The organism is Streptomyces incarnatus, assembly GCF_001027185.1.
Classification (GTDB): domain Bacteria; phylum Actinomycetota; class Actinomycetes; order Streptomycetales; family Streptomycetaceae; genus Streptomyces; species Streptomyces puniciscabiei.
Window position 1 is genome coordinate 8,184,669 of the sequence record NZ_CP011497.1, and the last position, 11,769, is coordinate 8,196,437.

Annotated in this window: 12 protein-coding genes; 5 read left to right on the forward strand and 7 right to left on the reverse strand. The window is 72.1% G+C overall.

All coding sequences use genetic code 11. The features are described 5' to 3' along the window. The first annotated feature begins 222 nt into the window (after window positions 1-222). The gene (locus ABB07_RS37385; protein WP_208902874.1) at window positions 223-711 is read left to right on the forward strand and encodes a hypothetical protein; all 489 of its coding nucleotides are present in this window, start codon (window positions 223-225) and stop codon (window positions 709-711) included. Between the two features lie 215 nt (window positions 712-926). Here the strand turns inward: ABB07_RS37385 and ABB07_RS37390 are convergent, their stop codons facing one another. After that, on the reverse strand, window positions 927-1,619 hold the full coding sequence (locus tag ABB07_RS37390; RefSeq protein WP_208902875.1) for a DUF899 domain-containing protein: 693 nt from the start codon (window positions 1,617-1,619) through the stop codon (window positions 927-929). A gap of 178 nt (window positions 1,620-1,797) precedes the next feature. Next, window positions 1,798-1,947 (reverse strand): hypothetical protein, encoded by a 150-nt coding sequence (locus ABB07_RS41220; RefSeq protein ID WP_244189655.1) that lies wholly within the window; start codon window positions 1,945-1,947, stop codon window positions 1,798-1,800. A gap of 326 nt (window positions 1,948-2,273) precedes the next feature. Between ABB07_RS41220 and ABB07_RS37400 the strand changes: the two genes are divergently transcribed. The 3 genes from ABB07_RS37400 (at window position 2,274) to ABB07_RS37410 (ending at window position 5,873) form a co-directional block, all read left to right on the forward strand. Continuing rightward, entirely contained in the window at window positions 2,274-2,849 is a 576-nt protein-coding gene (locus ABB07_RS37400; protein WP_208902876.1) for a hypothetical protein, read from the forward strand. A 141-nt stretch (window positions 2,850-2,990) separates the two neighbouring features. Next, entirely contained in the window at window positions 2,991-4,130 is a 1,140-nt protein-coding gene (locus ABB07_RS37405; protein WP_208902877.1) for a serine hydrolase domain-containing protein, read from the forward strand. A gap of 111 nt (window positions 4,131-4,241) precedes the next feature. Then, window positions 4,242-5,873 (forward strand): sigma-70 family RNA polymerase sigma factor, encoded by a 1,632-nt coding sequence (locus ABB07_RS37410; protein WP_208902878.1) that lies wholly within the window; start codon window positions 4,242-4,244, stop codon window positions 5,871-5,873. Window positions 5,874-5,954: 81 nt separating this feature from the next. On the opposite strand, the gene ABB07_RS41225 is transcribed toward ABB07_RS37410, so the two are convergent. Both ABB07_RS41225 and ABB07_RS37420 read right to left on the reverse strand, forming a co-directional pair. Further along, window positions 5,955-6,095 (reverse strand): hypothetical protein, encoded by a 141-nt coding sequence (locus ABB07_RS41225; protein WP_244189656.1) that lies wholly within the window; start codon window positions 6,093-6,095, stop codon window positions 5,955-5,957. A gap of 274 nt (window positions 6,096-6,369) precedes the next feature. Then, on the reverse strand, window positions 6,370-7,161 hold the full coding sequence (locus tag ABB07_RS37420) for a VOC family protein (RefSeq protein ID WP_244189657.1): 792 nt from the start codon (window positions 7,159-7,161) through the stop codon (window positions 6,370-6,372). A 257-nt stretch (window positions 7,162-7,418) separates the two neighbouring features. Between ABB07_RS37420 and ABB07_RS37425 the strand changes: the two genes are divergently transcribed. Continuing rightward, window positions 7,419-8,414 carry a hypothetical protein gene (locus ABB07_RS37425; protein ID WP_208902879.1) on the forward strand — a complete coding sequence of 332 codons (996 nt, stop codon included), beginning with the start codon at window positions 7,419-7,421 and terminating at the stop codon, window positions 8,412-8,414. A 39-nt stretch (window positions 8,415-8,453) separates the two neighbouring features. Here ABB07_RS37425 and ABB07_RS37430 read toward each other — a convergent pair whose 3' ends face one another. The 3 genes from ABB07_RS37430 to ABB07_RS37440 all read right to left on the reverse strand — a co-directional run bounded on the left by ABB07_RS37430 (window position 8,454) and on the right by ABB07_RS37440 (window position 11,632). Next, on the reverse strand, window positions 8,454-9,344 hold the full coding sequence (locus tag ABB07_RS37430; protein WP_208902880.1) for a GNAT family N-acetyltransferase: 891 nt from the start codon (window positions 9,342-9,344) through the stop codon (window positions 8,454-8,456). Between the two features lie 29 nt (window positions 9,345-9,373). Further along, complete coding sequence (locus tag ABB07_RS37435; protein ID WP_208902881.1) at window positions 9,374-10,243, reverse strand: esterase/lipase family protein; 870 nt, start codon at window positions 10,241-10,243, stop codon at window positions 9,374-9,376. A gap of 156 nt (window positions 10,244-10,399) precedes the next feature. Next, window positions 10,400-11,632: a site-2 protease family protein gene (locus tag ABB07_RS37440; RefSeq protein WP_208902882.1), complete on the reverse strand. Its 1,233-nt coding sequence runs from the start codon at window positions 11,630-11,632 to the stop codon at window positions 10,400-10,402. Window positions 11,633-11,769: the final 137 nt, after the last annotated feature.

Consider the following 11,769-nt stretch of genomic DNA (forward strand, 5'->3'; position numbering starts at 1 on the left):
CAGAAGATCATTCAAAAGGGCTAATGTCGCATCAATCCGCCTTGATTCTGCGGCATTTGACATCCGTGGGCACCTCCGGGGAAGCGGCGCGACACGCCGGAAATACCCCGATCGGCGCCTTCCAATAGTCATTCAATATGACCGGTATGTCTGCTGTCGGTACTTTTGATCACGACCGGCTGACGGGCCGGTATCTCTGAGACAGCAGACAGGAGAAACGACATGAAGGTCCCCCGTTCCACCGTGGTCACCGCTGGTCTCGCGGCCGCCGCAGCCCTGGCCGCGACCGGCATCACCTATGCGTCGGCGGCCCCGGCCCCGACGCTCCAGTCGGCCCCGGCCACCGTGGCCGCCGCGCCCCTCGGCGGCGAAGGCGGGCAGGGCAAGGGCAACGAGGGCCGTGAGGGCCGTGAGGGCGACTGGGGCCGGATCCTGATCAACGAGCGGTCCTACTCCGCCCACCCGGGCGACTGCATCACCGTGGTCAGCGGCCTGGGCGCCAGGAGCTTCAACATTCGCAACGAGACGCGCAAGACCGTCGAGGTGTTCCGCGGGGCGGTCTGCGACAACGGCGCCCCCATCGCCACCGTCGGGCCCCACAGCTCCTCGGAGGGCGTGCGCCCGTGCCCCACCGATGACATCCACGTCAGGCACGGGGTGGTGGCCAGCTTCCGCGTGGTCCGGCACCACGGGGGCGGGGACTGGGACTAGTCCGGCGCCGGTCACATGATCTGGAGCCCCGGCCCGCCGGAATCGGGCCGGGGCCCCTGTATTGAGCCCGGTCCGACAACGCGCCCCCCTTCGCACCCCGCGCGGCTCCGGGTCACGCGGAGGCCCCAACCGCCGCGCCTCCCAGCTGACTCCGCCGGCCGCGCTCCGCCGCCGAACTCATCGACTCGGCGCCGGCACCGAACCCGGCGGTAGCCCTAAGCCCGCTGTCCCGGTCCGTAGAGTGCCGCGATGGCTTCGGAGGAGCTCCACCGGCTGTAGGTCGGATCCTGGGGCCAGCCTTCGGGCGAGTCCTGCCATTCCTCCTGGCGCCCGTACGGCAACAGGTCGATCAGCGCGAAGGTGTGGCTGAGCTGCTCGGTGCCACGACCGTCGGTGTGCCAGGTCCGGTAGACGGTGTCGCCGTCACGCAGGAAGACGTTGACGGCGAATCCCCCGCCGGGCGGTGCGCCGACGTCGCTGCCGAACGGGCTGTTCGCCGTGGAGTACCAGGTCATTCGGTTCCCGACGCGCCGCTTGTAGGCGAGTGCTTCGTCGATCGGCCCCTGGGTGACGATGACGAACCGGGCGTCATACGCGTCCAGGAACTCCAGTCGGGTGAACTGCGACGTGAAGCCGGTGCAGCCCGGGCACTGCCACTGCTTGCCGGGGAACCACATGTGGTTGTAGACGATCAGCTGCCTCCTGCCCTCGAAGACGTCCGCCAGCCGGACCGGTCCCTTCTCCCCCTCAAGGGTGTACTCGGGCATCCGGACCATGGGAAGCCGGCGCCGCTGGGCGGCGATCGCGTCCAGTTCCCGGGTCGCGGCCTTCTCCCGGACACGCAGGGCTTCGAGCTCTCGTTGCCAGGTTCCGGCGTCGACGACGGGCGGTAGTGCGTGGGCGGTCATGGTTCCTCACTGTCGTAGGCGTGGCTTGCGGTGTTCAGGTGTAGACCCCGCCCAGCCGTCGAATTCATCGGAGGTCGGCCCGAGCCCCGCAGTCCCGGCAGCAGCCAGTCCTGGAACGGTGCGAGCACCGCCAGGACCAGGAAGGCGACGCCCACGCGCGGTAGTGGCGCAGACACACCTACGTGAGCGGGCCCAGCTGATACAGCCCGGCGAGGGGGATCAGCATCGTCACCCACAGCAGGAGGAACAGCGGCAGCGCCATCCCCATGGTGCCGGGCCCCGCCCCCATGGCCCGGGCCCGGTCGACGGTCAGCGCCCACGCGCGCACCGCGAATCAGTGAGACGAGGAGCCAGGCGAATGCGAGATCCCGTTTCGGCAGCAGGCCACCGGCTGCTCCGGCCGGCGCGGTCGACCGGGCGGGCGCGAAGACGGAGGCCAAGGTGAGGCGCATCGGTCTGTCCTCCCGCGGACATCGCCAGGAGACCACGCCTCCACCCGCGCCGCGAGCCTGGCCCTGGTGAACCGGCGCTCCGGCTGACGTTCGTCAGGATGTTCCTGGCGTGTACATGCATCTCCGCGTGGATGCGACCATGGGAGCAGTGCACCGGCAACGCCGGTTCGCCGGGCCATCAGCTGCCGGAAGGAACAGGCGCATGAGCGAGCAGAGGGACACCACTGCCCCCACCGGTATCGCGGCCGACGCCTTCCCGCCGGACGGTGCCGCGCTGCGCCGCCGCTACCGACGGGTTCTACGGCAGCTCGGCGCGTGCGTGCTCCTGCTCGTGCCCTGGACCGTCTACCTGGCGGTGTCGTTGCCGGATCGATTCGAGGCCCGGTACTGGCCCATGGTGTGGGTGGGCTTCGATGTGATGTTGCTGGTGTCATTGGCCGGTGCGGGAGTGGCGGTGTGGCTGAGACGGCAGGCCATGGTCCCGCTGTCGTACGTGGCGGCCACCCTCCTGATCTGCGATGCCTGGTTCGACGTCTCCCTGAGCTGGGGGCGAGCGGATGTGTGGGTGAGTGCCGCCTCGGCCGTACTGGTGGAGCTGCCCCTCGCCGTCCTGCTCATAGTGCGGGCCCGGCGGGTGCTGAAGGTGTCGGCCCGCTTGGCCTGGCAGCGGCTCGGCCTGCCGGGAGAACCCCCGCCGCTGCACCGGATGCCGTTGTTCGTCGGCCTCGCATCAGCACCCGGCCACGAGTCCGCTGCGGCGCGGGCCGGCGGCACCTGACGGTGCCCGACACGACCGGTAGAGCGTCCCACGCGGCAGGCACCGCATTCCCGGCCTTCCACCGAACCGCGCCGGCCGATGACTTCGCGCCGCCCCGGGAGTCGTACTCGCCGGAGAAAACCGCCGACCGGAAGGCCACCGATGAACGCTCTGCACGACACCCTGCACCGGTACGTCGACGACGGGACCGTCCCGGGCGCCGTCGGCCTCGTCGCCCGCGGCGACGCCGTCGAGGTGGTGACCACCGGCTCGGTGGACACCAACGGCACCGCCCCGATGGCACGGGACACGATCTTCCGCATCGCGTCGATCACCAAGCCCATCACGGCGGCGGCGGTCCTGATGCTGGTGGAAGAGGGACGACTGGGCCTTAACGCCCCGGTCGAGGAGTGGCTGCCGGAGCTGGCGAAGCCGAACGTGGTGCGCGCCCCCGACGCCCCGGTCGCGGACGTCGTCCCGGCGGCCCGCCCGATCACGGTCGAGGACCTGCTGAGCTCCCGCACCGGGTGGGGCTTCCCCGCCGACTTCTCGCTCCCGGCGGTGCAGGCCCTGTTCACCGTGCAGAAGGACGGCCGGGCCCTGCGGGACTGGCCGGATCCGGGCACCTGGCTGGGCCTGCTCGCGCAGGTGCCGATGCTGCACCAGCCCGGAGACGCCTGGCTGTACGGCACCTCCTCCGACCTCCAGGGAATCCTGGTCGCCCGCGCGTCGGGCCGCACCTTCCCCGACTTCCTCGCGGAACGGATCTTCGAGCCGCTGGGCATGACGGACACGGGCTTCGAGGTCCCGGCGGCGAAGCGGCACCGCTTCACCTCCTCCTACACCCCGGCCCCGGACGGCTCGCTGGAACTGACGGACACCCCTGACGGCCAGTGGAGCCGCGTTCCGCGCTTCCACTCTGGCGGCGGGGGCCTCGTCTCCACGGCCGACGACTGGCTGGCCTTCGCCCGCATGCTGCTGAACGGCGGCGAGGGCAACGGCCACCGCCTGCTCACCCCCACCTCGGTCAGCCGCATGACCACCAACCACCTCACGGCCGAACAGCGCGCCCGCGTCCCGTTGTTCCTGGAGGGCCAGGGCTGGGGCTACGGCGGCCAGGTCGACGTCACCCCGGCCGACCCCTGGAACGTCCCCGGCCGCTACGGCTGGGTGGGCGGCACCGGTACGACGGCCCACGTCGTCCCGTCCCTGGGCACGGTGGCGATCCTCCTGACACAAGTGGCGATGACCAACCCGACACCGACCCCGCTGATGCGGGACTTCTGGCGGAGCGTGGCGTAGCCGCGGGAGAGACCTGAAACTCACTGCCCAAGAACTGTTATCGGGGGCGCGTCGAGCGATCTCCCAGGTATCGGACACAATCGTTCGGCCTCGATGACAGGAAGCATTCATATGAGTACGCAGGACGCGGCGGAGACGGCGATACTGGTCACGGCCGCCCGGGAGGGCGACACGCAGGCTCAGGACGCGCTGGTCAACGCCTACCTTCCGCTGGTCTACAACATTGTGGGCCGGGCGCTGAACGGCTCGGTCGACGTCGACGACGTCGTACAGGAGACGATGCTGCGCGCCCTGGACGGGCTGGGCGAACTGCGAACTCCCGAGCGCTTTCGCTCCTGGCTCGTGGCGATCGCGATGAACCAGGTCCGGGCCCACTGGCAGAACCGGCGCTCCGCCCTGGGCACGATGGAGGAAGCCGAGGACCTGGCCGATCCGGGCGCGGACTTCGTCGACCTGACGGTGGTCCAGCTCCAGCTCGCCGGCCAGCGCCAGGAGACCGCGCGGGCGACGCGCTGGCTGGAGCCCGATGACCGGGGACTGCTGTCGCTGTGGTGGCTCGAGTGCGCCGGTGAGCTGAACCGGGCGGAGGTGGCTGCGGCCCTGGATCTGTCGCCCCAGCACACAGCGGTCCGGGTGCAGCGGATGAAGGCGCAGCTGGAGGCGGCCCGGGTGGTCGTACGGGCGCTCGACGCACGGCCGCGGTGCGAGGAACTCCGCATCGTGCTGGCTTCCTGGGACGGCAGGCCCTCGGCCCTGTGGCGCAAGCGAATAGCCCGGCACGCGCGCGGCTGCCCCCGCTGCAGCGGACTGTGGAGCGGCCTGATGCCCGCGGAGGGACTGCTGGCCGGTCTGGCGCTGGTGGCAGCGTCGCCCGCGCTGCTGGACAGGATGTCCGCCTTCGCCGGGAGCGCCGTACCGGCAGGTGCTGCCACACCGCTCGGCGTCATCGGGGGCGGCACCGGGCCGGCCCCGGGCACCGCACGAGGCGGCACACGCGGCGGGACCGGCTCGCGCCGCCAGTCCCGTCGGCGTCGGCGCATGCGGCGCCGGGCCGTCGGCGGGGCCGTCGTCGCGGCCTGCGTCGTCGGTGGCGGTCTGTGGTACATCCGTACGGATTCCGGAACCGGCCGCGACACCGCGAGCGCGGAGCGAAGAGCGGCCGCCCCCGTCCCGGACCTCGCCACGCCCAGTGCCGGTGGTGTGTCGCCGTCGGCATCGCCCTCCCCGGCACCGTCGAAACCGAAGAAGCCACGACCGACGAAGACGGTGACCCGCGGCAGGCAGAGCGCACCCAGCAGCCGGCCGCCCGCCCGACCGGCCGCGACCCCGGCGAGCACGGCGCCGTCCGGGCCGGCACCGACCGACGTCGTCGGCCAGGTTGTCGCGCTGGTGAACAAGGAGCGGGCGAGCGCCGGTTGCGGTCCCCTCACCGAGGACGCGCGGCTGCAGAAGGCGGCCCAGGGGCACTCCGACGACATGGCCGCTCGCCACTTCTTCGACCACACCAACCCGGACGGCGCCGACCCCGGACAGCGCATCACGGCCGCCGGCTATCTCTGGTCCACCTACGGCGAGAACATCGCCCAGGGCCAGCAGACCGCCGCAGCCGTCATGGACTCCTGGATGCACAGCCCCGGTCACCGGGCGAACATCCTCAACTGCTCGTTCAAGGACATCGGCGTGGGTGTGCACAACGGTGCGGGCGGCCCGTGGTGGACGCAGGACTTCGGCGCCAAGCAGTGACACCACCTTGGGCCATGGGCCGGTGCCGAAGTGACGCCATCGCCACTGACGGTGTACGGGGCCCCGCCGCGGCCCCGGCCATCACGGCACGGCGCCGGTGACGCAGGGGCGGATCGTGGCCCGAGCGGGGACCGCGGGCTGGTCCGGCCAGGCGAACGCGTACCGGGGATCGCCACCGCGGCTCAGCCGTACGAAGCGCAGCAGTTCGCGGACGATGCCCACGTTGCCCACCGCCCAGCCGGTGCACGGTTCGAGGTCGCCAGGGGTGACCCGGTACTCGAAGTCGGACCAGCGGGCGCCGTCGCAGCGCTCTCAGTCCCGCGTCGTCGCGTCGGGTCGGCGAACGCGCCGCCCACCGGCGCAGTAGGACACGCCTGCGAAGCAGCGCCGTGCGGCGGTCGGCCATTCCCCCGGCAGGCGGTGTACAGGCGGGAGCGGCGGTGTGTGGCAGCGACCGTGGCGACCGGATCGGTGCACTGCCGAGGGTTCGGGGACGTCAGCGCTGACGACGCGCGGTCACCGTGAACTTCGCGCCGTCGGGGTCCCGCAGCACGGCCTCGTGCTCGCTCTCCCGCAGGACGCTGCCGCCGTGCTTCTCCGCGGCCCGGGCGCACGGCCCCACGTCGGCCACGGCGAAGTGCACCTGCCAGTGCGGTCGGACCGAGGGGTCCGGTGGCGCCTCGACCGAGCCCGACTCGATACGGGCCACGATGTCGCCCTGGCTGCGCAGCAGCACTTCGTCGCCCGCGTACTCGACCTCGCAGCAGCCGGGGAGGTCCGAGGCCCAGTCGAGGATCTGGCCGTAGAAGATGGCGGCGTCGAAGGCGTCGCGGGTGTGCAGGGTGATGAAGGTCGGGGCGACCTGCCGCCACGCCTCCCACTCGGTGACGAGCTTCCCCTGCCAGATGCCGAAGGTGGCGCCGTCGCGGTCGGCGAGCAGGGCCGCTCTTCCGGGAGGGAACGAGATGGGCCCGACCGCCAGGGTGCCGCATCGCTCCTGGGTGCGGGCCACGGTCTCGTCCGCGTTCGTCACGGCGAAGTACGGCGTCCAGGCCACGGCCATCTGCCACATGGTGGCCACCGCCGCGATCCCCGCGACGGGCACCCCGTCCGCCAGCGCGGTCCGGAAATGCTCGCCCAGTCTGGCCTTGCGGCACTGCCAGCCGAGCACGGCACCGTAGAAGTCCTGGGTGGCGTCGAGGTCGCGGCTGGTGAGACTCACCCAGCACGGAGCGCCGAACACGGAATGGGTGAAGACGACATCCCTCGCGTCGGAGGAATGTGTCATGCCGTCCCTCATGGCCATCGCGCCCTGGCTTCCTACGCCGCCGACCACAACTGCGACTCCAGTGTCCAACCAGAATCCAGGTCCCGCACCTCGCCTGCCCGCGGCCCACCGGGGAAAACCCCTTTCCGTCCTTCTCCGCCCGAGCGGCCGCCGGGAAGATGCGGGGGAGGCCGTTTCGGGGCACGGTAGGGGACGAGGGGGGCGGGGCCGTTCTGGCCCGATGTCGTGCGAGCATCGCCCTAGCCGAAGGAAACGTGATGGCCGTAGCCACAGACATGCTCGTTCCTGCGCTGCGCGAGGTCCGTGAGTCCCAAGCCGCGCTGGCCGACCGATTCAAAGCCGACCTCGCAGTGACGCCCTCCGGGGAGTACCGGGAGATCCTGGAGCGCCGTGTCGGCGACGCCCGGGGGCACGTGTACGTGATCGACGAACGTCTGGCGGCGTTGAAGCCGCGCCGGCTGGTGCAGAACGTTCTCGGCAACGCCTGGGACATCACCAGGCAGGCGGTCCGGCTGCCCCTGGACGCGGCGATGTTCGCGCCGGGCGCCCTGTTGCGGAGCCAGCAGGGGAAGGCGACGGAGCAGCGGCTGCTGAAGAACGTCGAGGAGGAGTATGCGGCCACCGCCTTCGCCGTGGCCATCTGCCGGGCCGCCGAGCGCATCGCCCAGGAGGCGGAGGATCCCGCCACCGAGGAATTGCTGAGCGCCATCCGCCGTGAGGGCGAGGAGACGCTGGAGGAACTCGCCGGGTGCCTGGAGCAGCAGGCCGAGGCAGCGGTGATGGCCGCCGAGGCGGCGGTGGCCTCCGAGGGCGTGGGCGTCGGCGGCGCCACCCAGACGGTCCGGGACTGGAGCACCTGGCTGCGGGAGACCGCCGTACGCATGCCCGGCGTGGACCGGCTTCAGGGCGTGCCGGACGGGGCTCTCATCGCCGAGGACGCGCTGCCGATCACTGACTACCGCAGGCTCAGCGCCAGGATGATCCTCGACCGGCTCCCGCAGCTGTCGCAGACGGAACTCGCCACGGTCGGCGCGTACGAGCGGTCCCACGCCGCCCGTCCCGCCGTCCTGGCCAGGATCGCGGATCTGCTCGGGCCCGAGCCCTGGCCCGGCTACGACGGCATGAACGCGGGTGACATCCGCAAGCGGCTCGCCGACGCCGGAGAGGGCCTCACCCGCCGGGTGCTGGAGTACGAGCGTCGCCATCAGGCCCGTTCCACCATCCTCGCGGCCGCCGAACGGGTCCACGCCTGAGCCGACTTGGCGCGGGCCGGGACCCGTCCGGTCTCGGGCTCATGCGTCAGGTCGCGGTGACCCGGAGCGTCGGTGCTGGTAGGTCCACAGCTCGTCGACGACGGCGAAGCCGAAGGAGCGGAAGAGCCGGGCGGCGGCCTGCCCCTCGGCGGTGGGCCGCTGGGCGTCGTCCAGGACGAGGGACACCTCGGTGGCGCCCTGCTCGGTCAGCAGGGCCAGGGCCTGACCGAGCAGCCTGCGGCCCAGGCCGCGGTGCCGGCGCCCGGGCATGGTCTCGAGCCAGTAGAGCGTCGCGGTCCGGTCGGGCCCCATGCTGACCACCGCCTCGGCGACGGGCTCGGCGTCCTCGCGGATGACGACTCGGTGGCCCGGGGGAAAGTCGCACGGGAAGACGTCGGCGGACAGTTTGCCCGTCGGCGGTTCGGCCGGAAGCACGAGGTGCATGTAGCAGCCCTGGCAGCGGCCCGTGAAACCCGTCTGCAGCAAGGTGTCGTGCGTGGCGCCGCGTCGCGTGCGGGGCAGGCCGCCCGGCTCCAGGGCGCCCGGCGGAGCACACACGAACGCCTCGATCCGCGGGCAGTGGGCGAGGGCGGCGAGAGCGTGACCGATCAGGGCGCGCAGGGCGGACCGGTCCTCGTGCGCGTGGATCCAGCAGATGAGACCGGTCCGCACATCGGCCCAGGACATGTACGCGACGGTCCCGCAGAGGCGGTCCCGCGCATCGGTGAGCACGCTGATCCGGGGCCTGGCCGGTACCGCCGCGCCGACCAGGGGAACGGGCCCGCACCAGTGCGCGGCCAGCCGCTGAGAGGTGCAGAGCGGCTGCCCGGGAAGCCGGTCGGCGTCGATGAGTTCCCGCACTCCCGGTTCGTCCTCGGGGCGCAAGGGGCGTACCGTCGTGGGGCTCTCGGGGCTGGGCGAGGAGGTCATGCTGTCCGTCCGCGCGCGTGCTGACGTTCCTACCGGCTCCCTTTCAGCGTCCTCCCTTTCGGGCCGCCTGTCACGGGAACGTCCGCTGTGCCTCGGCCCTGCCCGTTTCTCCTCGGTCCGCGGCCGCGTGGGGAGCGTGTGGCGGCAGCGGCCTGCCCCGCCGCCGTCAGCAGAGAGCGCACCTGGTCGATGACCGGCTGGTGCAGCGGCAGGGTGAGATGGCCGACGCCGGGCACGAGCACATTGCGGGCCTCGAGGTCGGGATGGTCGATGCGGCCCCGGGAAGCCGGGATCACGACCTCGTCGAAGTCGCTGTAGAAGGCCACGAAGCGGGTACGGCACCCCGCGGCCGGCTCGGCGAGCTCGGTCAGCAGCCTGCTGCCGGGGCGCAGCTGGCGCAGGAGTGGATGCGGTGGTGCCAGCAGGGCCGCCGCCGTCCCGCCGTGCGGTGTCGCCAGCGTGATCACCAGCGGTACGTGCGCGTCTCCGCCCAGCGCCTGCACGTAGTAGCGGGCGACCAGGCCGCCGAGGCTGTACCCGATCACGACCGCGTTCCGCCCCGGGCTGCGGGCGCTCGCCAGCTCCACCTGCTCACCCAGGACTCGTGCGGCGGCGCGGATGTCCGGGCTGAAGGCGTGGTAGCTCACCGTGACGAAAGGCCCCGCACTGAGGCCCTCCAGCCCGCGTCGCAGCGGAGCGACGATCGATTCCCCGTCGCCGAGCCCATGGACCAGCAGCACGGGGATGTCCCCCTCCGGCGTCGGCGGTTCGCCTCCGCTCGTGCCCTGCTCGGACACGGCATGAACGAAGTACCCGGCCAGCTGCCCCACGCCTCCCGCGGCGATGTCGAGAGGGAGCCGCACCAGCCGGCCCGCGGCCCTGCTGGCCTCGATACCCACGCCGCGTACCGGAGACATCCCCGGCACCGACAGATGGGGTCCGAAAGGAATAGCCGTGGCCGTTCACCTTCTCCGGGTAACCCCCATTGGCCCTACATGAGAAACATTGTGCGCGTGAACATGATTCCCTCACCACCGCAGCGGGATCCCCGCAGGTCACAGGAGATGTCCCGGTTCACCCGCGTCTCGCCGGCGCTGGGACTGGCGCGGGCCCGCGCGGCTGCCACGGAGGCTCCGCAGCGCCTGGAGCCGCGTCCTGGGGGAACGCGCGAGGGGCGGGTGCCCCGGGCGCCGGCGGCAGCGGTCGATGTCATGGGCGGTGACGATCCCGCAGAGCCGGCCGTCGTCCATGACGAGGATGGGCAGCCCGCCCCCGGTGGCGAGGCGCTCCAGGACGGAGTTCAGCGGCTCCTCAGGTGCGGCGAGGGTGCACCGCGACAGCGGCGTCGCGAGGTCCCGTACCCGCAGTGACTCCCGCCGGTCGGCCGGCAGGACGGCCAGCCGGCTCAGCCGGACGACACCACTGGGACGGCCGCCGAAGTCCACCAGCGGCAGCACCGAGTGGCGCGCCTGCGCGGCCACCTCGGTCAGAAAGCGGTCCACGGTCAGCCAGTCGGGACCGGTGACCACCGGAGTGGTCATGGCCTGACTCACCCGAACGCCGCGCAGGGCCGTGGCCAGCTCGGCCCACCGCCGCTCGGCCGCGGCGGCGGCCGCCACGAACATGCCGACGACCATCAGCCACAGCCCGCCGGTCATCCCCTTCACGAACGCCAGCCAGCCCAACACGCCCAGCGCCGTGCCCAGGACCTGTCCCGCACGCCCTGCCGCCCGCTGGGCCCGATCGCGGTCCCCGGTACGCCACCAGAGCACCGCCAGCAGCAGCCGGCCGCCGTCCAGGGGCGCGGCCGGCAGCAGATTGAAGACGCCCAGCAGCAGGTTCGTGCCACCCAGCCAGCCCAGCACGGCGACCGCGATCCGCCACCCCAGTGCGGCGCGCACCCCGTACGCCGCGCCCAGTCCGAGGCCGCCGAGGAAGAGGCTGGCGAGCGGCCCGCTGACCGCGACGGTGAACGCGACCCGTGCCGTCGTGGGCCGCTCCATCCGGGTCAGTCCGCCGAGCGCCCACAGCGTCACGTCCTGCACGGAGAGCCCGGCCCTGCGGGCCACCAGCGCATGGGCCACCTCGTGCACCACCAGGCTCACCAGCAGCAGCGCGGCGCCGACGACCGCGCCGATCGCGTACAGCACCGGTGCCTGGCCCGGCGCGTATCCCGGAAGCGTCCGGGTGGCCAGGCCGTAGGCGAAGAGCAGCATGATCAGCGGCACACTCCAGTGCGCCCGCACCGCCATCCCGCGGACAGTACCGAGCAAGATCGAACCCCGCATCGCCATCACCGCCGCCGGGCTGCCCTTCCGACTCCAGCTCCCCCCTCCATGGTCCGTCACCGGCCATGACGACGGGAAACACCTGCGTCGACCCGACCAGCGTGGTGGCCGACCGTATGAACGGCGACCGGCTTCCC

What these genes read in the sequence shown, in the direction of transcription:
- ABB07_RS37385 (WP_208902874.1), top strand. Translation starts at nt 223, where the DNA reads ATGAAGGTCCCCCGTTCCACCGTGGTCACCGCTGGTCTCGCGGCCGCC.
- ABB07_RS37390 (WP_208902875.1), bottom strand. Translation starts at nt 1,619, where the DNA reads ATGACCGCCCACGCACTACCGCCCGTCGTCGACGCCGGAACCTGGCAA.
- ABB07_RS37400 (WP_208902876.1), top strand. Translation starts at nt 2,274, where the DNA reads ATGAGCGAGCAGAGGGACACCACTGCCCCCACCGGTATCGCGGCCGAC.
- ABB07_RS37405 (WP_208902877.1), top strand. Translation starts at nt 2,991, where the DNA reads ATGAACGCTCTGCACGACACCCTGCACCGGTACGTCGACGACGGGACC.
- ABB07_RS37410 (WP_208902878.1), top strand. Translation starts at nt 4,242, where the DNA reads ATGAGTACGCAGGACGCGGCGGAGACGGCGATACTGGTCACGGCCGCC.
- ABB07_RS37420 (WP_244189657.1), bottom strand. Translation starts at nt 7,161, where the DNA reads ATGACACATTCCTCCGACGCGAGGGATGTCGTCTTCACCCATTCCGTG.
- ABB07_RS37425 (WP_208902879.1), top strand. Translation starts at nt 7,419, where the DNA reads ATGGCCGTAGCCACAGACATGCTCGTTCCTGCGCTGCGCGAGGTCCGT.
- ABB07_RS37430 (WP_208902880.1), bottom strand. Translation starts at nt 9,344, where the DNA reads ATGACCTCCTCGCCCAGCCCCGAGAGCCCCACGACGGTACGCCCCTTG.
- ABB07_RS37440 (WP_208902882.1), bottom strand. Translation starts at nt 11,632, where the DNA reads ATGCGGGGTTCGATCTTGCTCGGTACTGTCCGCGGGATGGCGGTGCGG.